The organism is Stenotrophomonas sp. Ker107b (genome assembly GCF_053847245.1).
Genome location: NZ_JBSPHX010000001.1, coordinates 119,921 through 140,083 on the forward strand (window position 1 = coordinate 119,921; position 20,163 = coordinate 140,083).

The 20,163-nt window shown below is 67.3% G+C and carries 20 protein-coding genes, 1 tRNA gene and 1 pseudogene; 16 read left to right on the forward strand and 6 right to left on the reverse strand.

Features of this window, described 5'->3' with window-relative positions; all coding sequences use genetic code 11:
- Positions 1–7: 7 nt before the first annotated feature.
- From ACWV8V_RS00640 to ACWV8V_RS00655, 4 genes are read right to left on the reverse strand one after another with little or no spacing between them, the layout of a single operon-like run.
- Positions 8–532 carry a Slp family lipoprotein gene (locus ACWV8V_RS00640; protein ID WP_019185338.1) on the reverse strand — a complete coding sequence of 175 codons (525 nt, stop codon included), beginning with the start codon at positions 530–532 and terminating at the stop codon, positions 8–10.
- Positions 529–2,481: a transglutaminase TgpA family protein gene (locus tag ACWV8V_RS00645; RefSeq protein WP_455898681.1), complete on the reverse strand. Its 1,953-nt coding sequence runs from the start codon at positions 2,479–2,481 to the stop codon at positions 529–531. Before ACWV8V_RS00645 ends, ACWV8V_RS00640 begins: the two co-directional genes overlap by 4 nt.
- Positions 2,474–3,430 carry a DUF58 domain-containing protein gene (locus ACWV8V_RS00650; RefSeq protein WP_455898682.1) on the reverse strand — a complete coding sequence of 319 codons (957 nt, stop codon included), beginning with the start codon at positions 3,428–3,430 and terminating at the stop codon, positions 2,474–2,476. Before ACWV8V_RS00650 ends, ACWV8V_RS00645 begins: the two co-directional genes overlap by 8 nt.
- Before the next feature lies 1 nt (position 3,431).
- On the reverse strand, positions 3,432–4,385 hold the full coding sequence (locus tag ACWV8V_RS00655) for an AAA family ATPase (protein ID WP_259261183.1): 954 nt from the start codon (positions 4,383–4,385) through the stop codon (positions 3,432–3,434).
- A gap of 40 nt (positions 4,386–4,425) precedes the next feature.
- On the opposite strand from ACWV8V_RS00655, the gene ACWV8V_RS00660 reads away from it, so the two are divergent.
- Positions 4,426–6,267, forward strand: coding sequence for a glycosyltransferase family 39 protein (locus ACWV8V_RS00660; protein ID WP_259261184.1), 1,842 nt, complete (start codon positions 4,426–4,428; stop codon positions 6,265–6,267).
- Between the two features lie 3 nt (positions 6,268–6,270).
- Here the strand turns inward: ACWV8V_RS00660 and ACWV8V_RS00665 are convergent, their stop codons facing one another.
- Positions 6,271–6,843, reverse strand: coding sequence for a Maf family protein (locus tag ACWV8V_RS00665; protein ID WP_259261186.1), 573 nt, complete (start codon positions 6,841–6,843; stop codon positions 6,271–6,273).
- Between the two features lie 114 nt (positions 6,844–6,957).
- Here ACWV8V_RS00665 and ACWV8V_RS00670 point away from each other — a divergent pair, with 114 nt between their 5' ends.
- The 15 genes from ACWV8V_RS00670 (at position 6,958) to ACWV8V_RS00740 (ending at position 19,251) form a co-directional block, all read left to right on the forward strand.
- The gene (locus ACWV8V_RS00670) at positions 6,958–7,467 is read left to right on the forward strand and encodes a YceD family protein (RefSeq protein ID WP_121043054.1); all 510 of its coding nucleotides are present in this window, start codon (positions 6,958–6,960) and stop codon (positions 7,465–7,467) included.
- 108 nt (positions 7,468–7,575) lie between these two features.
- Positions 7,576–7,773 carry a 50S ribosomal protein L32 gene (gene rpmF / locus ACWV8V_RS00675; RefSeq protein ID WP_017357626.1) on the forward strand — a complete coding sequence of 66 codons (198 nt, stop codon included), beginning with the start codon at positions 7,576–7,578 and terminating at the stop codon, positions 7,771–7,773.
- A gap of 88 nt (positions 7,774–7,861) precedes the next feature.
- Positions 7,862–8,839 carry a beta-ketoacyl-ACP synthase III gene (locus tag ACWV8V_RS00680; protein ID WP_259261189.1) on the forward strand — a complete coding sequence of 326 codons (978 nt, stop codon included), beginning with the start codon at positions 7,862–7,864 and terminating at the stop codon, positions 8,837–8,839.
- A gap of 75 nt (positions 8,840–8,914) precedes the next feature.
- Positions 8,915–9,697 (forward strand): serine/threonine protein phosphatase, encoded by a 783-nt coding sequence (locus tag ACWV8V_RS00685; protein ID WP_455898683.1) that lies wholly within the window; start codon positions 8,915–8,917, stop codon positions 9,695–9,697.
- A gap of 87 nt (positions 9,698–9,784) precedes the next feature.
- On the forward strand, positions 9,785–10,729 hold the full coding sequence (gene fabD / locus ACWV8V_RS00690; RefSeq protein WP_455898684.1) for an ACP S-malonyltransferase: 945 nt from the start codon (positions 9,785–9,787) through the stop codon (positions 10,727–10,729).
- A gap of 74 nt (positions 10,730–10,803) precedes the next feature.
- Positions 10,804–11,547 carry a 3-oxoacyl-ACP reductase FabG gene (fabG, locus tag ACWV8V_RS00695; RefSeq protein ID WP_123728515.1) on the forward strand — a complete coding sequence of 248 codons (744 nt, stop codon included), beginning with the start codon at positions 10,804–10,806 and terminating at the stop codon, positions 11,545–11,547.
- Between the two features lie 153 nt (positions 11,548–11,700).
- Positions 11,701–11,940 (forward strand): acyl carrier protein, encoded by a 240-nt coding sequence (gene acpP / locus ACWV8V_RS00700; protein ID WP_017357544.1) that lies wholly within the window; start codon positions 11,701–11,703, stop codon positions 11,938–11,940.
- 136 nt (positions 11,941–12,076) lie between these two features.
- Complete coding sequence (gene fabF / locus ACWV8V_RS00705; RefSeq protein WP_455898685.1) at positions 12,077–13,339, forward strand: beta-ketoacyl-ACP synthase II; 1,263 nt, start codon at positions 12,077–12,079, stop codon at positions 13,337–13,339.
- A gap of 95 nt (positions 13,340–13,434) precedes the next feature.
- Positions 13,435–14,790: an aminodeoxychorismate synthase component I gene (locus ACWV8V_RS00710; protein WP_455898686.1), complete on the forward strand. Its 1,356-nt coding sequence runs from the start codon at positions 13,435–13,437 to the stop codon at positions 14,788–14,790.
- 66 nt (positions 14,791–14,856) lie between these two features.
- Complete coding sequence (gene mltG, locus ACWV8V_RS00715; protein WP_455898687.1) at positions 14,857–15,918, forward strand: endolytic transglycosylase MltG; 1,062 nt, start codon at positions 14,857–14,859, stop codon at positions 15,916–15,918.
- Positions 15,915–16,583 (forward strand): dTMP kinase, encoded by a 669-nt coding sequence (gene tmk / locus ACWV8V_RS00720; RefSeq protein ID WP_455898688.1) that lies wholly within the window; start codon positions 15,915–15,917, stop codon positions 16,581–16,583. The genes mltG and tmk overlap by 4 nt, the downstream gene beginning before the upstream one ends.
- Complete coding sequence (locus ACWV8V_RS00725; RefSeq protein WP_455898689.1) at positions 16,576–17,535, forward strand: DNA polymerase III subunit delta'; 960 nt, start codon at positions 16,576–16,578, stop codon at positions 17,533–17,535. The genes tmk and ACWV8V_RS00725 overlap by 8 nt, the downstream gene beginning before the upstream one ends.
- The gene (locus ACWV8V_RS00730) at positions 17,532–17,885 is read left to right on the forward strand and encodes a PilZ domain-containing protein (protein WP_088432861.1); all 354 of its coding nucleotides are present in this window, start codon (positions 17,532–17,534) and stop codon (positions 17,883–17,885) included. Before ACWV8V_RS00725 ends, ACWV8V_RS00730 begins: the two co-directional genes overlap by 4 nt.
- A gap of 65 nt (positions 17,886–17,950) precedes the next feature.
- A tRNA-Val gene (locus ACWV8V_RS00735) sits at positions 17,951–18,025 on the forward strand.
- 215 nt (positions 18,026–18,240) lie between these two features.
- Complete coding sequence (locus ACWV8V_RS00740; protein WP_455898690.1) at positions 18,241–19,251, forward strand: tetratricopeptide repeat protein; 1,011 nt, start codon at positions 18,241–18,243, stop codon at positions 19,249–19,251.
- Positions 19,252–19,649: 398 nt separating this feature from the next.
- On the opposite strand, the pseudogene ACWV8V_RS00745 reads toward ACWV8V_RS00740, so the two are convergent.
- A pseudogene (locus ACWV8V_RS00745) lies at positions 19,650–20,040 on the reverse strand (transposase); the annotation flags it as partial.
- Between the last annotated feature and the right edge of the window lie 123 nt (positions 20,041–20,163).

Here is a 20,163-nt window from a genome sequence, read left to right on the forward strand (position 1 = left end):
CAGCGTGTTACCACCAGCCCCAGCCGCGGTAGCCCCAACCCGGACCCCAGCCCGGGCCCCACGGGCCGTACGGGTAGGCGGGCACTACATCCACCTGGCGCTGTTCCGGCCACAGATAGATCACGTCGGCGTCCAGCTTCGGCAGGCGGTAGTCGTACTCGCCGATCCGGGTGTTCTCGTAACCGCCGATCTTGCCGATGAAGGTCACATCGCGGCCCGGCTCGAACACCGCCGGATCGTAGAAGCCGGCGCGGCAGGCGATGAAGCGGCCGTCACTGGCGTCGGCCGAGGTGGTGCTCGGGCGGCCACTGCCGTTGAGCGGGCGCGAAATCATCTGGAAGCAGGTCTGGCCCTGGCCCGGATTGGTTTCGATGATGCGACCACCCCAACGTACCGGGGTGCCCACCTGCTGGGTGGGAACCGCGTCGCGCGGGCTGACCATACTGAACTGCCCCTGCAGCGGCTTGGGCGCGGTGGCGCAGGCAGCCAGTGCCAGAGAGGCAGCAAGGGGAAGCAGGATTTGAATCTTCATGGGGATGCTCCGGAGGTCGGGCGATGCCTGCGCAGGTCGCGCAATAATGAAGTGAGGTCGACGTCAGCGCCAGCGTAGCGCGCCTGGACGAAACGCTCGCTGAGCGACAACAACGCCGGGTCGGGGCGGTGCTGATGTACCCGGCGGGCCCATGCGCTGGCGGGTTCGGCGCCAGCACGGGACAAGCCATAGCGGGCATACCGGCGTCCCATCCGGTGCCAGGCCCGCAGCAGCGGGTCGCGCTCGCGTTCGCCCCGGGCCAGCAGCCATGCCATCCAGCCTAGCGCGGCCAGCGCGAAGACGATGAAAATGCCGACCAGTTGGCTCGGATCCAGCCGCTCGAAACCAAACGGTTTAAGAAGCTGCTGCTGGCGGTTGGCATCGAAGGACAGGATCAGGTCGTTCCAGCCCCGGCGCAGCCAGTCGCCCATCTGCCCGATCTGCAACCATCGGTTGTTGAGCGTGGCCCCGGCATCGCCCGCCGCCAGCCGGTCTTCGATGGTGTCGTAGATGCGTTCGGGGGCGACGGCCGCCGTCGGGTCGACCCGCACCCAGCCGCGCCCGGGCAGCCAGACCTCGGCCCAGGCGTGGGCGTCCATCCGGCGCAGCACCCAATAATCGCCATAGGGGTTGCGGATGCCGCCGGCAAAGCCGGTCACGACCCGCGCGGGGATGCCGGCGTTGCGCATCAGCACCACGAACGAGGAGCTGAAGTGCTGGCAGAAACCGGCCTGCTGATCGAACAGGAATTCGTCCACGCCGTCGCGCCCGGGCTCGGGCGTGTCCAGGGTGTAGACGAAACGCGCGCGCACCCAGTCGAGCGCGCGCTGCACGATCGCGGCATCGTTGCTGCCGGCGTCCTGTCGCCACTGCCGGGCCAGCACGGCGGTGCGTGGATTCAAGCCGTCCGGCAACTGCAGTGCCAGGCGCCGCTCGTACGGCGTCAGCGGGTCGGTATAGGTCAGCGCCGGGGCCGATTGCAGGCGCCACCGGGTCATCGCGTTCAATGCCGTGCGGCTGCGCAGGCTGTGGTTGGCATCCAGATCACTGCCGGGCGGTGCCTGCAGTGGCAGGTCCAGCGCGACCAGTTGGCGGCGGTCGGTGGGTTCGTAGTCGATCTGGTACTCCCACTGCGTACTGGCGTGGGTGACGGCGGCGGGCGGGCGCTCGAGTTGGCGCTTGTCCTGTTCCCAGCGATGGCCATCGAAATGGGTCAGTACCGGCCCGCGCCAGTAGCGCTGCTGGGGGTCCGGAATGGCGCCGAAGAACTGCACGCGCAGCGCCGGGGTGTCATCGGCCATCAGGTCCAGCCACTCCCCGGGCTCCATCGTGTCCGACAGCCCCGGCTTGCCGACCGCGCGGTCCGGAATGCCCCACAGCGGTTCGCTCAACCGCGGGAACAGCCAGAAGCCGGCCAACGCCAATGGCAATCCGAGCAGCACCAGGCGACCGATACCGCGCAGGTGGCGCTTGAGCGGTGCCGGTGGCGCTTGGCCCTCCAGGTGCGCCAGCCGTTGCAGGGCAAGCAGTGCGACCAGGCCGGCCAGCACCGCCAGCGCCATCGTCGTGGGCCCCTGGTCGAGCAGGAAGGCGGCGAACGGGGCAAACAGCGCAAAGCCGACCAGGCTGCGTGCATCGCGCAGGCTGCGCAGCTCGCTGGACTTGAGCGCGAGCATCGCCGCGAGCAGCGCGCAGCCGGTGTCACGGCCCGGCCGCGGCCCCATCTGCCAATAGATGGCGGCCAACATCGCGAGCACCAGCAGCAGGCGAAGTGCCCCGGGCAGCAGGCGTTGCCGCGAGGCCAGTGCGGTCAGCACCGCCACGCCGGCGAAGATCGTGGCCAGCAGGAAGGGCAGCTGCAGCAGCAACGGAACCAGGCACAGCGCGGCACTGCCCAGGGTCCAGTAGCGGGCACCGGTGCCCAGCGGGGAAACGGGGGCGTCAGTCATGCGGCATCAGCGCCAGGGCGCGCTGGCAGAGATGGTGGTGGGCGCTGCCATTGCCGGGGCCGAGCACGGGTTGCCCGGGCAGGGTCAGTGTGTAGCGGCGCCCCTCGCGTTCGGCCAGATCCACCCAGTGTGCCAACCGCGCGATGCGCGCTTCGGCCGGCAGCGGTGACAGCTGGCGCCAGTCCAGCACGATCTCCACGCCGACCGGTTTCTCATACTCGCGCACCAGCAGCGTGTCGCGCCGCGCGGAGTGCTTCCACGCAATGCTGCGGGTGGGGTCACCAGCGCGATACGGACGCAGCTGATGCAGCTCATCGCCACTGGCATGCACGCGGGTGTGCAGCGGGTCGCCACCACTTTCCGGCAGTGCCGGCGCGTGGGGTTCCGGTGCGGCGTACACCAGCAACGGCGTTTCCGGCCACACCCATGACCATGCGCGCACCAGGCCCAGCGGCTGCGTGGTGGCGATGCGGATCCGCTCCAGATCGAACCAGCCGCGTTGGTGCGTGGGCAGGTCCAGGTCCACTTCGATCTGATCGCTGTCCACCAGGTGGCCGAAGGCCGCCACGCCGCCGTGTTCCACCTGCAGCCCGCGACGTGCACGGGTGTCGTTGCGCGAAAGGCTGATGCGCAGGCGCAGCGGTGCACCGGCCGTCACCGGCTCGGCGGACACCGCGTCCACCTGCAGCGCGGAGAGCTGCAGATGTGCGCTGATCGCGCTGGCGATGCTGACCGTCGCCAGCAGCAGGGCCAGCAGCAGGGCCGGGTTGTTGTTGTAGTTCAGTGCGCCCAGCAGCATTGCCGACAGCAGCACCGCGATGAACAGGCCAAAGCGGGTGGGCAGCACATAGATGCGGCGCCGATCGAACCGGCGCGGCAGCTGCTCGGGGTGGCGTGGTCGCGCCAGGTGTTGCAGGTGCTGCCAGCGGGCTCCCCAGCCGCGGCGCATCTCAGTCGACCTGCACGGTCTGGAGGATGGCGCGCGCCAGCGCCGGGCCGTTGGAGGCTTCGGCCTCCGGCACCAGGCGATGTCCGGCCACTGCGACGAACAGGGTCTGCACATCTTCGGGCACTACATGTGCGCGGCCCAGCAGCAGGGCATGTGCCTTCGCCGCGCGCAGCAGGGCCAGCCCGGCGCGTGGTGAGAGCCCGACGCGCACGCCGGCATGCTGGCGGCTGCGGGCCAGCAGTGCCTGCACGTAGGTGATCAGGGCTTCGCTGGCATGCACCTGGCCAACGGCCTGGCGCAGCGTGCGTACCTCCACCTCGCTCAACCGCGCGGTGGCCTGCGCGATCAGGTGGCGACGATCGGTGCCGCGCAGCAGCTCGCGCTCCGATTCCGGATTGGGGTAGCCCAGCGCCAGCCGCAGCAGGAAGCGGTCCAGCTGCGAGTCCGGCAGCGGGAACGTGCCCGACAGGTCGACCGGGTTCTGGGTGGCGATGACGAAGAAGGGGTCGGGCAACGGATGGGTCACGCCATCGAGGGTGACCTGCTGTTCGGCCATCGCTTCCAGCAGCGCGCTCTGGGTGCGCGGCGGCGCGCGGTTGATCTCATCGGCCAGTAGTACGTGGGTGAAGACCGGGCCGGGATGGAACTGGAACTGGCGGCTGCCCGCGTCGTAGACCGAGACGCCGAGCACGTCGGCCGGCAGCAGATCGGAGGTGAACTGCACGCGCTGGAAGCCCAGCCCGAGGCTGGAGGCCAGGGCGTGGGCGAGGGTGGTCTTGCCCAGGCCGGGCAGATCTTCGATCAGCAGGTGGCCGCCGGAGAGCAGCGCCACGAAGGCCAGCCGCACCTCCTGCGCCTTGCCCAGCACCAACCCGTTGACCTGATCCTGGGCGGCGCGAAGGGACTGTCGCAGTACATCGGTTAGCATGGCTGGCACGGGGGGCGAATGATCCATGTCCGTCTCGATTCGATGATTCCACTGATTCTATAGAGCAATGCAGGGCGAACAACGCGCACGCACCATATTCCTGTTGTTGTGGACGCTGGTCACCGCCGTCAAATTGGTGGTGGCCGCTCGTCTGCCCTTGTTCGTGGACGAAGCGTTCTACTGGCAGGAAAGCCAGCATCTGGCGGCGGCCTATTCCGATCTGCCCGGGCTGACTGCCTGGCTGGCCCGCCTGGGTGTGGAGATCGGTGGCAATCACGTGCTGGGGCTGCGCCTGCCGTTCCTGGCGATCGGTGCATGGCTGCCCTGGCTGGTCTCACGCATTGCCACGCGCTGGTTCGGCGCGGTGGCGGGGTGGCAGGCGGGCAGCCTGACGTTGCTGATGCCGCTGTCGGCCACGCTGGGCATGCTGGCCGTGCCGGATGTGCCGATGGCCCTGGCCGCGGTGCTGTGCCTGGATGCCGGCGCGCGCCTGCTGCGCAGTGTCGATGCGGCGGCGGCGGTGAAGCTGGCCGCCGGTCTGTCGATCGGCGCGCTCAGCCATTACCGCTTCATCGGCGTCATCGTGGTCGGCTTCATCGCGCTGCTGGTGCTGCCGCAGGGCCGGCGCATGCTGCGCGATCCGCGCGTGTGGGTCGCCCTGGCCGTGGGCGTGGTGGCATGGTTGCCGCTGTTGTCGTGGAACGCCGACAACCATGATGCGGGGCTGAAATTCCAGGTGGTCGAGCGCCATCCGTGGGCGTTCGAATGGAGCGGGCTGTGGTTCCTGGTGATCCAGCCGATGCTGGTCACCCCGATCCTGTGCATCGCGATGTGGAAGGTGGCCCTGGCCGGCACCCGCTCCGGCGGCGGTGCGCGTGCGCAGTGGCGCTACTTCGGCCTGATCGGTGCGGTGTCGACCCTGTCGATCTTCGCTCTGGGCTTTTTCACCGATGTGGAGCGCATCAGTTTCCATTGGCCGCTGCCCGGCTATCTCGCACTGCTGATCGCGGTGCCGGTGGTCCTCAACGGGTGGCCGCGCTGGCTGCGCCGCACCGGCTGGTGGTTGGCCGGTACCGGTCTGGCGCTGGCCTTCGGCTACTACCTGATGGCTTCCATGCCGATGGCGCGGGAGCAGTTGGCCGGCTACAAGTACTACCCGCGCAACTTTGCGGGCTGGCAGCCGTTGGCCGGCGCCGTGCGCGACGAACTCACGTCCATGCCGCCCGGCACGCGCGTGCTCGCCGGCAATTTCAAGGTGGGCGCGGAGCTGGGCTTCCAGTTGGATGACGCGTCGATCGAGGTGCTGCCGCATCCCTTGAACGACAAGCATGGCCGCAGTGCGCAGCTGGGTCTGTGGCATCTGCTGCACGACGGCAAGCGCGAGACGCCGATGCTGCTGGTACTCGCGCCCAGCGATCAGCGCTATCGCGATCTGCTCGCGCGCTACCACGCGATCTGCGAGCAGGTGGGGCCGCTGCCGCCGCCACGCGTGGTCAGCAACGATCATGGCTACCAGCGCTTCCTGCTGTTCAAGCTGCCTGCCGAACGTGTCGATGGGCCGTGCGTGACGCCGGCGATGGCCTGGCTGGATGCGCCGCAGTCCGGGGCGACCGTGGGCGACACCCTCGACGTGCATGGCTGGGCGTTCAAGGACGGCGTGGGCATCGAGCGGGTCGCGCTGTTCATCGATGGCAAGCCGGTGGGGGACGCGGCCTACGGGCGCGCCTTCGACATCACCGCGGCCTGGAAGATCTCCACCGATCCGCAGCACCCCCATGTCGCCTTCGATGCCACGCTGGACACCCGCCACCTTGCCCCGGGCCGTCATTGGCTCGGGATGACGCTGCACGGCAAGGACGGCAGCGTGGAGCAGTGGCAGGAACAGGCCTTCGTCGTTCCCGCGCGCTGAGGCTCAGGGCAGGGTGTAGCCGGCCTGCCGCAGCAGCTGGCTCAGCGCGATCAGCGGCAGCCCGATCAGCGCGGTGGGGTCGCGGTTCTCGATCGCGTTAAACAGCGTGATGCCCAGGCCTTCGCACTTGAAGCTGCCCGCGCAGTCCAGCGGCTGCTCGGCGGCCACGTAGCGTTCGATGTCCGCCGCCCCCAGGGCGCGGAAGTGGACGCGGGTCAGATCACAGGCCTCCAGGACCTCGCCGTCGCGCACCAGGCTCACCGCCGTGTGGAAGTCCACCACCTGCCCGGACATCGCCGCCAGCTGGGCATGGGCGCCCTCGACCGTGCCCGGCTTGCCCAGCGGGGCCCCGTTCAGTTCCGCCACCTGGTCCGAGCCGATCACCCACTGGCCCGGGTACAGGCGGGCAACCGCCTCGGCCTTGGCCCGCGCCAGCCGCACGGCCACGGCCCGTGGGGCCTCACCGGGGGCAGGGGTCTCATCCACCTCGGGGCGTGCTGTTTGCAGGGGCAGGCCGAGCCGCTCCAGCAGGTCACGGCGGTAGCGCGAGGTGGAGGCAAGCAGCAGTGGGGTCATGCGACAATACCGGGCACGGAAGGCCGGCAGTCTGGGCCCTTCGGGCGGGGATCGGCAACCTGACTGCGCAGGCATTTGACAGCAGCCCGGACGATCCTTAACATTCAGCGGCTTATGTCCGCAAACGTGCCCGAAATGCTGGATGCTTGGCGGATGGTCGCAGCACGCAGGTGCTTCGACGGCCAGGTGGATCTAGCGGAATTGACCCGCCTCCAGGGCCTTGTCGCCGATACCGAAGGAACGTGCACCTATGCACTGGAATTCGCGCACGACGACATCCTGCAGGTATCCTATGTTGAACTGTCCATCGACACCGCGCTGCCGCTGATCTGTCAGCGCAGCCTGCAGCGTTTCCTGTTGCCGGTTTCGATGGTGCAGCGGCTCGGTCTGATCCGCAGCGAAGAGGAAGAATCCTCGTTGCCGGAAGGCTGGGAACCGTGGCTGGTGCCGGAAGACGGCATGCTGCGACCGCTGGAACTGGTCGAGGACGAACTCGTCCTGGCCGTGCCCGTCGTGCCGCTGTCTCCCGATGGTGAGGCCGTGGACAAGGACTGGGCACCGACCGAAGAAGAAATCAGCAAGGCCAATCCGTTCGCGGCGTTGGCGGCACTGAAAAAACAATAGCAGCCGGATTGTCGTCGGCGGCTGCGGCGAAAGCGAAAACTGTGCTGGGCGCTGGCGTCCTGCGCGACGATACGACGAAGCAAAACGAACCGAGTTTGGAGCAATCCCATGGCTGTGCAGAAATCCCGTGTCACCCCGTCCCGCCGCGGTATGCGCCGTGCGCATGACGCCCTGAGCGCCAAGCAGCTGTCCACCGATCCGACCACCGGTGAAGTGCATCTGCGTCACCACATCACCGCTGACGGTTTCTACCGCGGCAAGAAGGTGATCACGACCAAGTCGAACTCGGCCGTCGAAGAAGATTGATTTGTGAAGGCCGCTGCCCGGTCGGGCGGCGGCCTTTACCCCATTCTTCCCGATCGTCACGTTTGGCGGTCGAGCTACAGGACATGCAATGAGCAAGCGGATCTACTCGAGGATCGCGGGCACCGGTAGTTATTTGCCCGAAAAAGTGTTGACCAACCAGGATCTGGAGAAAATGGTCGACACCAGCGATGAGTGGATTCAATCGCGCACTGGTATCCGCGAACGGCACATTGCGGCCGAGAACGAGACCACCAGCGACCTCGGCTACCACGCCGCGGTGCGTGCGCTTGAAGCGGCCGGTATCGACGCTTCGCAGCTCGACATGATCGTGGTGGGTACCACCACGCCTGACCTGATTTTCCCGTCCACCGCGTGCCTGATCCAGGCCAAGCTCGGTGCGAGCGGCTGCCCCGCCTTCGACGTCAACGCCGCCTGTTCGGGCTTCGTGTTCGCGTTGAGCGTGGCCGACAAATTCATTCGTTCCGGTGATGCACGCCATGTGCTGGTCATCGGTGCGGAAACGCTGACCCGTATCGTCGACTGGACCGAGCGCACCACCTGCGTGCTGTTCGGCGATGGCGCGGGCGCCGTCGTGCTCAAGGCCGACGAAGAGACCGGCATCCTCAGCACCCACCTGCATTCGGATGGCAGCAAGAAAGAGCTGCTGTGGAACCCGGTGGGCGTCTCGGCCGGCTTCGGCGAGGGCGAAGCGGCCCGCGGCGCGATCCTGATGAAGGGCAATGACGTGTTCAAGTACGCCGTCAAGGCGCTGGACTCGGTCGTCGATGAAACCCTGGAAGCCAACGCGCTGACCAAGGACGACCTGGATTGGCTGATCCCGCACCAGGCCAACCTGCGCATCATCGAAGCCACCGCCAAGCGCCTGGAGATGTCCATGGACCAGGTGGTGGTGACGGTCGACAAGCACGGCAACACCTCCTCGGCCTCCGTGCCGATGGCGCTGGACCACGCGGTCCGCTCCGGCCGCGTCGAGCGCGGCCAGCTGCTGCTGCTGGAAGCCTTCGGTGGCGGCTTCACGTGGGGTTCTGCTCTGCTGCGCTATTGATAGTGTCAGTTACGACAACGTGACGCTGTCGTTACGGCCCCATTACGGGGCCGTATGCATTTCAGGAGAACTGCCATGGTTGAGCCCATCGTCATCGAGGGCCAACGCGCCTGGCTGAAGCAGTACGGGGAAGGAAGCCGGGTGGTCGCACTGGGCCTGCTGAACTTCATCGCCCGCCGCTTCCAGCTCGATGCTCTGCGCCCACCGCCGCACCGGGGTGGCGATGCCGCCCGCGAAACCGAAGCCCGCCGCCTGTCCGAACTGCAGGCGCAGGGTGTCAACGTCCCCAGCGTGATCGGCAGCGGTCATGCCGCCCTTGTGCTGGGCGACAACGGCTCCTCGTTCAATACCTGCCTGCGCCAAGCCGACAATGCCGGCCGCGACCGCCTGGTGTCCGCGGCCATGAACGCCATTGCCCAGGCGCACCAGAAGGGCGCCTATTTCGGCCAGCCGCTCCCGCGCAACCTCACCTGGGACGGCAATGCCATCGGCTTCATCGACTTCGAAGAAGACCCCCTTGAAGTCATGGACCTCGCCCAGGCGCAGGCCCGCGACTGGCTGATGTTCGGCTACGGCGTGGCCAAGTACTACGAAGACCGTCCCCAGCAGCTCCAGGCCCTCATGGCCCAGGCCATGGACGGCGCGGAAGCCCCGGTCCTCGCCCACGCCCATGACGTCACCGGACGCCTCCAGGGCCTGGCCCGCGCCAGCCTGAAGATGGGCCGCTCCGCGCGCGCGCTGGCCCATTCGATCCTGATCGTGCATGGCGCCACCACGCTGGGGGTGCTGATGGTCGTCGCGCTCTGCTTCGATTTCTTCACCGATGGCGACCTGGACATCCTCCAGCTGTTCACCTGAGCACAGGCCCACATACGCGGCAGTACAGACGAAGGGCGACGTTCCCCTTTATCATTCGCCGTTCGATTTTTGCAGGCGGATGATCGCGTGACCGATACCAATCTCGCATTCGTGTTCCCGGGCCAGGGCTCGCAGTCGCTGGGCATGCTGGCCGAACTGGCCGAGCTGCACCTGCAGATCCGCGAGGCCTTCACCGAAGCCTCCGATGGCGCCGGTGTCGACCTGTGGGCGCTGTCGCAGGGCGGTCCCGAGGAAATGCTCAACCGCACCGAATACACCCAGCCGGCCCTGCTAGCGGCCAGCATCGGCGTGTGGCGTGCCTGGAACGCCGTTGGCGGCGTCCAGCCGGCCGTCCTGGCCGGTCACAGCCTCGGCGAATACACCGCCCTGGTGGCCGCCGGCGCGCTGACCCTGCGTGACGGCGCGCACCTGGTGCGCCTGCGCGGCCAGCTGATGCAGGAAGCCGCCCCGACGGGCGTGGGCGCCATGGCCGCCGTGCTCGGCGCCGAAGACGCGCTGGTCGTGGAGGTCTGCGAGCAGGCCGCCGGCAGCCAGGTCGTCGTGCCCGCCAATTACAACTCGCCCGGCCAGATCGTCATCGGTGGCGACGCTGCCGCCGTGGATCGTGCGCTGGCGCTGCTCGCCGAGAAGGGCGTCCGCAAGGCCGTCAAGCTGGCGGTCAGCGTGCCCTCGCACACCCCGCTGATGCGCGAAGCCGCCAACCGCCTGGCCGAAACCATGGCCGGCCTGGACTGGCGCGCCCCGGCCCTGCCGGTGGTGCAGAACGTGGATGCCCGCGTGCATGACGGCGTGGACGCCATCCGCCAGGCGCTGGTGCAGCAGTTGTACCTGCCCGTGCAGTGGACCGGCTGCGTGCAGGCGCTGGCCGCCCGTGGCGTCACCCGCGTGGCCGAATGCGGCCCGGGCAAGGTGCTGAGCGGATTGATCAAGCGCATCGACAAATCGCTGGACGCGCGCACACTGTCCACGCCCGCCGATTTCGAGACGGCCCGCGAGACCTGGGCCGCCTGATGTCTTCCGATCGCGCCCGTGCTGGAATGGCTTCGCGCCAGACCAGCCGGACCGGTCCCGTTTGAGGAACTGAGATGAGCAAGCCCCTTCAGGGTGAAATCGCACTGGTCACCGGCGCCAGCCGGGGTATCGGTGCCGCGATCGCCGATGCACTGGCCGCGCAGGGCGCGACCGTCATCGGCACCGCCACCACCGACGCCGGTGCCGCCGCCATTGGCGAGCGCCTGGCTGCCGTGGGCGGCCACGGCCGCGCGCTGAACGTCACCGACGCTGCCTCGCTGGAGGCCGTGCTGGATGGGATCGCCAAGGAATTCGGCGCCATCAGCATCCTGGTCAACAACGCCGGCATCACCCGCGACAACCTGTTGCTGCGGATGAAGGAAGAAGACTGGCAGGCGATCCTGGACACCAACCTGACCAGCGTCTTCCGCACCTCCAAGGCCGTCCTGCGCGGCATGATGAAGGCGCGCAAGGGCCGCATCATCAACATCGCCTCGGTGATCGGCGTGACCGGCAATGCCGGCCAGGCCAATTACGCCGCGGCCAAGGCCGGCATCATTGCCTTCTCCAAGTCGCTGGCCAAGGAAATCGGCTCGCGCGGGATCACCGTCAACGTGGTCGCGCCGGGCTTCATCGATACCGACATGACCAAGGCCCTGCCCGAAGAGCAGCGCACCGGCCTGGTCAAGTCGATCGCCCTGGAGCGGCTCGGCGAGCCGTCCGATATCGCCAACGCGGTGGCGTTCCTGGCCGGTCCTTCGGCCAGCTACATCACCGGCGAAACCCTCCATGTGAACGGCGGCATGTACATGCCGTAAGCATGTGGCGCAAGGATTGCGCCGCAAGTGGTTGATCCGTTTGATGTTTTGCTGCAATGCAAGGTGTCGCTGGTTTCCACTACACTATCCCACGGTCATCCCTCACCGGATGGCGTCATTTTTGAACCACTACTCCATCTGGAGCGATATCCAATGAGCACCATCGAAGAACGCGTCAAGAAAATCGTCGTCGAACAGCTTGGCGTCAAGGAAGAGGAAGTCACCAACAGCGCATCGTTCGTCGATGACCTGGGCGCTGACTCGCTGGACACCGTTGAACTGGTGATGGCGCTGGAAGAAGAGTTCGAGTGCGAAATCCCGGACGAAGAAGCCGAAAAGATCAGCACCGTGCAGGCTGCGATCGACTACATCAACGCCCACGTCAAGGCTTGATGTCAGGCGGCTCGCGCGCGGCCGTGGCGATCGCTGCGACCGCGTGCGGCAAACCCATGGGGCCGCGCTTGCGGCCCTGTGCTTTTGAGCGTTACACCGCGTGATACCCGCAACACCCGGGTCAGGAGAATCTGCAATGAAGCGTCGCGTCGTCGTTACCGGCATGGGCATGGTCTCGCCATTGGGCAATGATATGGCCAGCAGTTGGAAGGGCATCACCGAAGGCCGTTCCGGCATCGGTCCGCTGACCAACGTTTCGCAGTCCTACCTGGACCGTTTCACCACCAAGATCGCAGGTGAGGTCAGGGACTTCGACATCACCGCCGACAACGAACAGTTCGGCACATTCCGGGTCACTGGCAAGGATGCCAAGAAGATGGACCCGTTCATTCATTACGGCCTCGGTGCCGCCTTCATGGCCTTGAACGATTCGGGCCTGGAAATCACCGACGGCAATGCCGAGCGCATCGGCGCCATCGTCGGCGCGGGCATCGGCGGCCTGCTGGGCATCGAAGAGCAGACCATCGATTTCCACGAGGGCAAGAAGATCTCGCCCTTCTACGTGCCCAAGACCATCATCAACATGCTCCCGGGCCAGCTGAGCATCATCACCGGCCTGAAGGGGCCGTCGTTCTCGGCGGTCTCTGCCTGCGCGACCTCGAACCACTCGATCGGCACCGCCATGCGCATGATCCAGTACGGCGACGCGGACGTGATGGTGGTCGGCGGTGCCGAGCGCGGCTCCTCGCCGACCGCCCTGGGCGGCTTCTGCGCGATGAAGGCGATGAGCACCCGCAACGATGCGCCGGCGGAAGCCTCGCGCCCGTGGGACAAGGAACGCGACGGCTTCGTGCTCGGCGACGGTGCCGGCATCCTGATCCTGGAAGAGTACGAACACGCCAAGGCGCGTGGCGCGCGCATCTATGCGGAGCTTGCCGGTTTCGGCGCCAGCTCGGATGCGTACCACATGACCGCGCCGAGCGAGAACGGCGAAGGCGCCGCACGCTGCATGACCATGGCGTTGAAGGACGCCGGCGTGACCCCGGAGCAGGTCGGTTACCTCAACGCGCACGGCACCTCCACGCCGCTGGGCGACCTGGGCGAAACCATGGCGATGAAGACCGCCTTCGGCGACCACGCCTACAAGATGATGGTCAGCTCCACCAAGTCGATGACCGGCCACCTGCTCGGCGCGGCCGGCGGCGTGGAAGCGATCTTCTCGGTGCTGGCGCTGCGCGACAACATCATTCCGCCAACCATCAACCTGCATGAAGCGGGCGAAGGCTGCGACCTGGATTACGTGCCCAATACCGCACGCGAAGCCAAGGTCGATGTGGTGATGTCCAACGGCTTCGGCTTCGGCGGCACCAACGGCACGCTGGTGTTCAAGCGCGTCTGACCGCCCGTTCCGTGTACTCCCACCCGGGCCGCCATCATGGCGGCCTTGGTGTATCTGGCCCCCGCGCACGCTGCGCGCCCTTCCGGTGTCCTGTCATGTTCCAGACGCTTCCGCTGCCCGCCACCACCGACCTGCTGGCCCTGCAGCGCCTGGCCCCGCAGCGTTACCCGCTGCTGATGGAATCCACCGCCTCGGGCACCGCGCAGGGCCGCTGGGATCTGCTGCTGATGGGCAACGGGGAATCCCTCGCACTGCACGCCGACGGCGTGGTGCGTGATGCGGATGGCGTCGCGCATGACGGCCGCTTCCTCGAGGTGCTGGATGCGCACTGGGCCGCCCTGCGCCTGCCGCGCGAAGAGACGACGCTGCCGTTCCGCGGTGGCTGGGCACTGATGCTGGATTACGAACTGGCCGGCCAGATCGAAGACGTGCTGGCCTTGCCTGCGCGCGCCGATGGGCTGCCGTCCGCGCTGGCGCTGCGCTGCCCGGCGGCGGTACTGCACGACCGCGTGCTGGGCCAATTCCATGCCGTGTGCGAGACCGGCCAGGCCGCGCTGCTGCAGACCCTGCAGGACGACCTCGCCGCGGCCGCCGCGCTGGCGCCGTTGCCGACGTGGCAGCCCCCGGTGGCGATCGGCGAGGACGCGCCACAGCGCTTCACCGACGGCGTCGGCAAGGTGATCGATTACCTGCGCGCGGGCGACGTGTTCCAGGTGAACCTCTCGCGGCGCTGGAACGCGCAGTTCGCCGAGGCGCTCTCGCCGCAGGCGCTGTACGCGCAGCTGCGCGTGGCCAACCCCGCACCGTTCGCCGGGCTGTTCATGGCGCAGGGCAGGGCGGTGGTCAGCTCCTCGCCCGAGCGGTTGGTCTCGGTGCATGGCGATGACGTGCAGACCCGCCCGATCGCCGGCACCCGCCCGCGCTTCGCCGGCGATGACGATGCCGCGCGCATCCAGGAGCTGGTCGGCCATCCCAAGGAACGCGCCGAGCACGTGATGCTGATCGATCTGGAGCGCAACGACCTCGGCCGCATCTGCGCGCCGGGCAGCGTGGAGGTGGATGAGCTGATGACCGTGGAGAGCTACGCCCACGTGCACCACATCGTCAGCAACGTGCGTGGCCGCCTGCGCGAGGACGTCAGCCCCGGCCAGGTGATCGCCGCGACCTTCCCCGGCGGCACCATCACCGGCTGCCCCAAGGTGCGCTGCATGCAGATCATCGCCGAGCTGGAGCAGACCGCGCGCGGCGCCTACACCGGCGCGTTCGGCTGGCTGAACCGCGATGGCGATCTGGACCTGAACATCCTGATCCGCACCGCCGAAGTGGCCGGCGACACCGCCAGCTTCCGCACCGGCGCCGGGATCGTGGTCGATTCGGTGGCCGACAAGGAACTGGACGAAACCCGCGCCAAGGCCCGCGGCCTGCTGCGTGCGCTGGGCAGTGATGCCTGAGCCGTTTGGCGGTGTGCAGCACCCGCGCGGTATGCTGCGCGGCGAAGAAATGGATTCGAGGTGAGCATGGCGGGTGCGAAACGGGGATGTCTGGCCGTACTGGCCGTGTTGCTGGTGCTGGCCCTGCTGGTTGCGGCCGCAGGCGCTTGGTTCTGGCATCGCCAGGGCGCCTTTGCCGATGCACCGGTCACCCCCAGCGCGGAGAGCGTGGTGATCGCCTCCGGTGATGGCTTCAGCACCGTGCTCGGCAAGCTGCGCCAGGCCGGCGTGGACGAAGGCAGCGATACCCAGTGGCAGCTGCTGGCGCGCCAGCTCGATGCGGCCGGCAAGCTCAAGGTCGGTGAATACGCGCTCGATCCGGCGCTGACCCCGCGCGAGCTGCTGACCCGCATGCGCCAGGGCCGTGTCCTGCAGCACCGTGTCACCATCGTGGAAGGCTGGAACATCCGCCAGCTGCGCACTGCGCTCAAGCGCGCCGATCCGCTGGTGCACACCACCGATGCGCTGGACGATGCCGCCCTGATGAAGGCGGTCGGCTTCCCCGGCGAACACCCGGAAGGCCGCTTCCTGCCCGAGACCTACGTCTACCAGCGTGGCGACAGCGATATCGACGTGCTCAAGCGCGCGCATGCCGCGATGGAAAAAGAACTCACCGCTGCGTGGGACAGCCGTGTGGACGACCTGCCGCTGAACTCGCCGTATGAGCTGTTGATCCTCGCCTCGATCATCGAGAAAGAAACCGCGCTGCCCAGCGAGCGCCCGCAGATTGCCGGCGTGTTCATGCGCCGCCTGAAGATCGGCATGCGCCTGCAGACCGACCCGACCGTGATCTACGGCATCGGCAGCAGCTACGACGGCAACATCCGCAAGCGCGACCTCACCACCGATACGCCGTACAACACGTACACGCGTGCCGGCCTGACCCCGACCCCGATCGCCATGCCCGGGCGCGATGCGCTGCATGCCGCCGCGCAGCCGGCCAAGGGCGACGCGCTGTACTTCGTGGCCGTGGGCGACGGCAGTGGCGCGCACATCTTCTCGGCCAACTACACCGACCACAACGCCGCCGTTGCCCGCTACCTGCAGCAACTGCGCAGCAAACGCACCAACGAGGCCGCACCCCAATGAGTCCCGCGCTGCACCGGCACCCGCATTTCGTCAGCCTGGAAGGGGGCGAGGGCGCCGGCAAGACCACCGCCATCAACGCGATCCGCGAGGCCCTGCAGGCCCGCGGTCATGAGGTGGTGCTGACCCGCGAACCCGGCGGCACCGCCCTGGCCGAGCGCATCCGCGCGCTGGTGCTCACGCCGGATGAGGAGATCGCCGCCGAGCCGCTCTCGGCCGAGGCCGAGCTGCTGCTGGTGTTCGCCGCCCGCGCCCAGCACGTGCGCCAGGTGATCGCCCCGGCGCTGCAGCGCGGCGCCTATGTGCTGTGCGACCGCTTCACCGATTCCAGTTACGCCTACCAGGGCGGTGGCCGCGGCCTGGATGCGGCGTGGATCGCCGATCTGGAGCGCCGCGCCGTCGGCCTGCTGCCCGGCCTGACCCTGCTGCTGGATGTGGACGTGGCTGTCGGCCGTGCGCGCGCCAACGGCCGCGACCTGTGGCCGGACCGGATCGAAAGCGAGCACGATGATTTCTTCCAGCGGGTGCGCGCGGTGTTCCGCCAGCGTGCCAGCGAAGACCCCGCCCGTTACCGCCTGATCGACGCCAGCCAGGACCAGGCCGGCGTCGCCGGCGCGGTGGTGGCGGCCGTGGATGCATGGTTGGCACAGGAGCCGGAACGTGGCTGAACCCTTTTCCCCCTGGCAGCAGCGCGCCTATGACCAGACCGTCGCCGCGCTCGACGCCGGTCGCCTCGGCCATGGCCTGCTGTTCTGCGGCCCGGCCGGCCTGGGCAAGCTGGGCGTGGCGCTGCGGCTGGCCGAGCACGTGCTGGGGCAGGGTGAGCCTGCGGCCGCCAAGCGCAGTGCCCAGCTGCTGGCCGCCGGCACCCACCCGGACCTGCAGCGGATCTCGTTCATCCCCAACAAATCCGGCGACAAGCTGCGCACCGAGATCGTGATCGAGCAGATCCGCGAGGTCTCGCAGAAGCTCTCGCTGACCCCACAGTACGGCGTGGCCCAGGTGGTGATCGTCGATCCCGCCGACGCCATCAACCGCGCCGCCTGCAACGCCCTGCTCAAGACCCTGGAAGAGCCGCAGCCCGGCCGCTACCTGTGGTTGATCAGCGCCGACCCCGCGCGCCTGCCGGCTACCATCCGCAGCCGCTGCCAGCGCCTGGAGTTCAAGCTGCCGCCGCGCGAGGAAGCCCTCGCCTGGCTGCAGACCCTGGGCCACAGCGAAGCCAGCGCCCGCGAAGCATTGGACGCCGCCCGCGGCCACCCCGGCCTGGCCGACCAGTGGCTGCGCGAAGACGGCCTGGCCCTGCGCCGCCAGGTCGCCACCGATCTGGAAGCCCTCGTTGCCGGCCGCTCCGGTGCGGTGGAACTGGCCCAGCGCTGGACCGCCGACGAAAACGCTGCCCTGCGCCTGCGCCACGCCGCCGATCTCGCCCTGGCCCAGGCCACCGGCGGTGGCTTGACCGATCCCGATCGATTGCACAAGCTGGCCGCCTGGTTCGATGCGGCCAACCGCACCCGCGACCTGCTGCGCACCACGGTGCGCGCCGATCTTGCGGTGGTTGAGCTGCTGCTGGCCTGGGGAAAGGTCAACGAACGGCACGCCAAGGGGAATAGAGCATGAGCGCCACCAACGCCCGACAGGGCATCCTGTCCCTTGCCGTCAAGGACAAGGCCGCGCTGTACAGCGCCTACATGCCGTTCGTGAAGAACGGCGGCATCTTCGTGCCCACGCCCAAGCGCTACTTCCTGGGCGATGAGGTGTTCCTGCTGCTCACCCTGCCGGACTCCAGCGAGCGCCTGCCGGTGGCCGGCAAGGTGATCTGGGTGACCCCGGCCGGGGCGCAGGGTAACCGCGCCGCAGGCATCGGCGTGCAGCTGGCCGACGGTGCGGAAGGGGAGACCGTCCGCCATCGGATCGAGACGCTGCTGGCCGGCATCCTGACCGCGGACAAGCCCACGCACACGATGTGAAGAAATTTCGGCGAAACCGTTGACGTCAAAATTTGCCGCCCTATAATGAGCGGCTCAGCAGCATCGGGCGGTTAGCTCAGCGGTAGAGCATTGCCTTCACACGGCAAGGGTCACAAGTTCGAACCTTGTACCGCCCACCATGATTCAGTCGAAAAAGCCTCCGGAAACGGGGGCTTTTTTGTTGGCGTGCGGTTAGCCATTCTAGGCTTGAGCAGGGCGACTTGGCGGACGAAATGGGCGACCCCACTATCCTCCGCATGGGAGGGACAATTACGCCGCATCGAAATCTGATGGGAGCATTGAATAAATGCCTGGGCGCGTCGTCGCTCAATCGAATGACGAATGGAGAATGTTCATGGAAGGGCCGATTGGAACCCTGGCTCGGGTAGTGATGTGGGTCGGCCTGGCTGCCTTCGCCTGCAGTGCGCAGGCGTCTGGCGCTGACAAGCGGCCTTCGTTTGAGGAAGTGCAGGCAGCGGCCAAGGCGGGTAGCGCTGAAGCCGAGAATGACCTAGGTAACAGGTATCTTCAGGGCGCTGGAGTTGCCAAAGATGAGGTGAAGGCGGCGATCTGGTATCGCAAAGCGGCGGAGCAGGGCTATGCGCCGGCCCAATCCGCCCTCGGTGGATTGTATCTGCACGGAGTTGGCGTGCCGCCAGACGCGATGCAAGCCAGCGACTGGATACGCAAGGCGGCGGAGCAGGGTGAAGCACTGGCACAGTCCGATCTTGGAATGATGTATCTCAAGGGAATTGCCGTCCCACAGGATGATACCCAGGCCATTCTCTGGCTCAGTAAGGCGGCTGAGCAGGGTTTACCCGCAGGGCAATACAACCTTGCCAGTCTGTATCAAAGAGGAGGTGCCGGCCTCGCTGAAGATGACGCTGAGGCCATACGCTGGTACGGCAAGGCAGCTGTGCAGGCCGCCTCGCAGCTGGGCGTCAGGCAGTCCCGCCAGAAGCTCTGCGAGTATCGCGGCGAAAACAGCGTGTGGTGTTCCGAGGTCGATGCGCCCGGGGCGTTCGGTCCCGTGGACGACTTGGTGGCGGCGGCCGAGGGCGGCGACGCAAAAGCGCAGAGCGCACTCGGTGACATGTATCAGCGGGGCCTCGGTGTGCAGAAGGACGTGGCTCAATCGGCCGACTGGTACCGCAAGGCGGCAGCGTCGGGGTACGCCCCGGCGCAGGCCATGCTGGGATACATGTACTACGAGGGGATCGGCGTGACCAAGGACATTGATGCGGGTCTATCCCTGTACTGCAAAGCGGCTGCACAAGGAAACTCACGGGCGCGGGCGAATCTCGAGATCATGCAGATCTACGGGCAATTCGATCTGAAGGAATGTTCCGTTCGTCTTGCGCGATGAGTATTGAATACTCAAGCTTTCTAGAGTTGATGTGATGGTCGAAGTTTCTGGTGCCGAGCTGGGGTGGGGCAGTTATGTGCCTGGGAAGCCTTTTGGGGGCGCCGGCGAGGTAGGCCTCTTCGCGTAGTCACACGCGCTGCTGCTGGCTAGTGAATAGGTCGTGGGTTCCGACGCGCTGATTGGGTTGATGCGATTCGCGGCAGACTTCCCGCCGGCGTGGCGAGGGGGCTGAATCGCAAGCACTGCAGTAGGCGGTTGCCATCGGTGTCTGCTCCTGGCCGAAAGTGGACGTTCGGGGAGGACGGAGGCGCCGACCGCTGGTGATGTCCGCTTTCGACGGCGGTTTCAACTGGTCAATGCAACAGCTTGTTGATATCGCTTGATCGGTGTCTGGACGTCCCGCGCGACTGGATGAAGAGCGTGCGATAGATCGTCTCGTGTGAGACCTGGCAGCTCGGATCGTCCGGGTAAGTCCGCTTGAGCCAGCCAGCGATCTGTTCGGGCGACCACTGCTGCTGCAGCTTGTCCGCCACCCGTCTCGCCAGCGTGGGCTGCAGCGCCAGCTTACGAGCCTTGGGGCGGTGTGCCCGGTCCCAGGCCGCTCGATCGGCATGGCTCGCCCGGTAGGGGCCGATGCCTCCGTTGCGCCTGATCTCCGGGCTGATCGTGGACGGAGCGCGGCCGGATCCCGCCAGTCTCGACGAGAACCCCTCGCACGGACGAGTGATGCCGATCGAACAGCCTCGCCATCTGGTGCAACGACTCGCCCTGCCGCCAGCGGTCCCACATCAGGGCCTTGTGGCTGTCGGAACCGCCACCCAAAGCGGACACGACGGGCGACGACTCAGCGCCATTTCGTCGGCGATCCGGCTGATTCATCGGCGGCTTCTGTGGCTTGGTCGCAAACGGGTT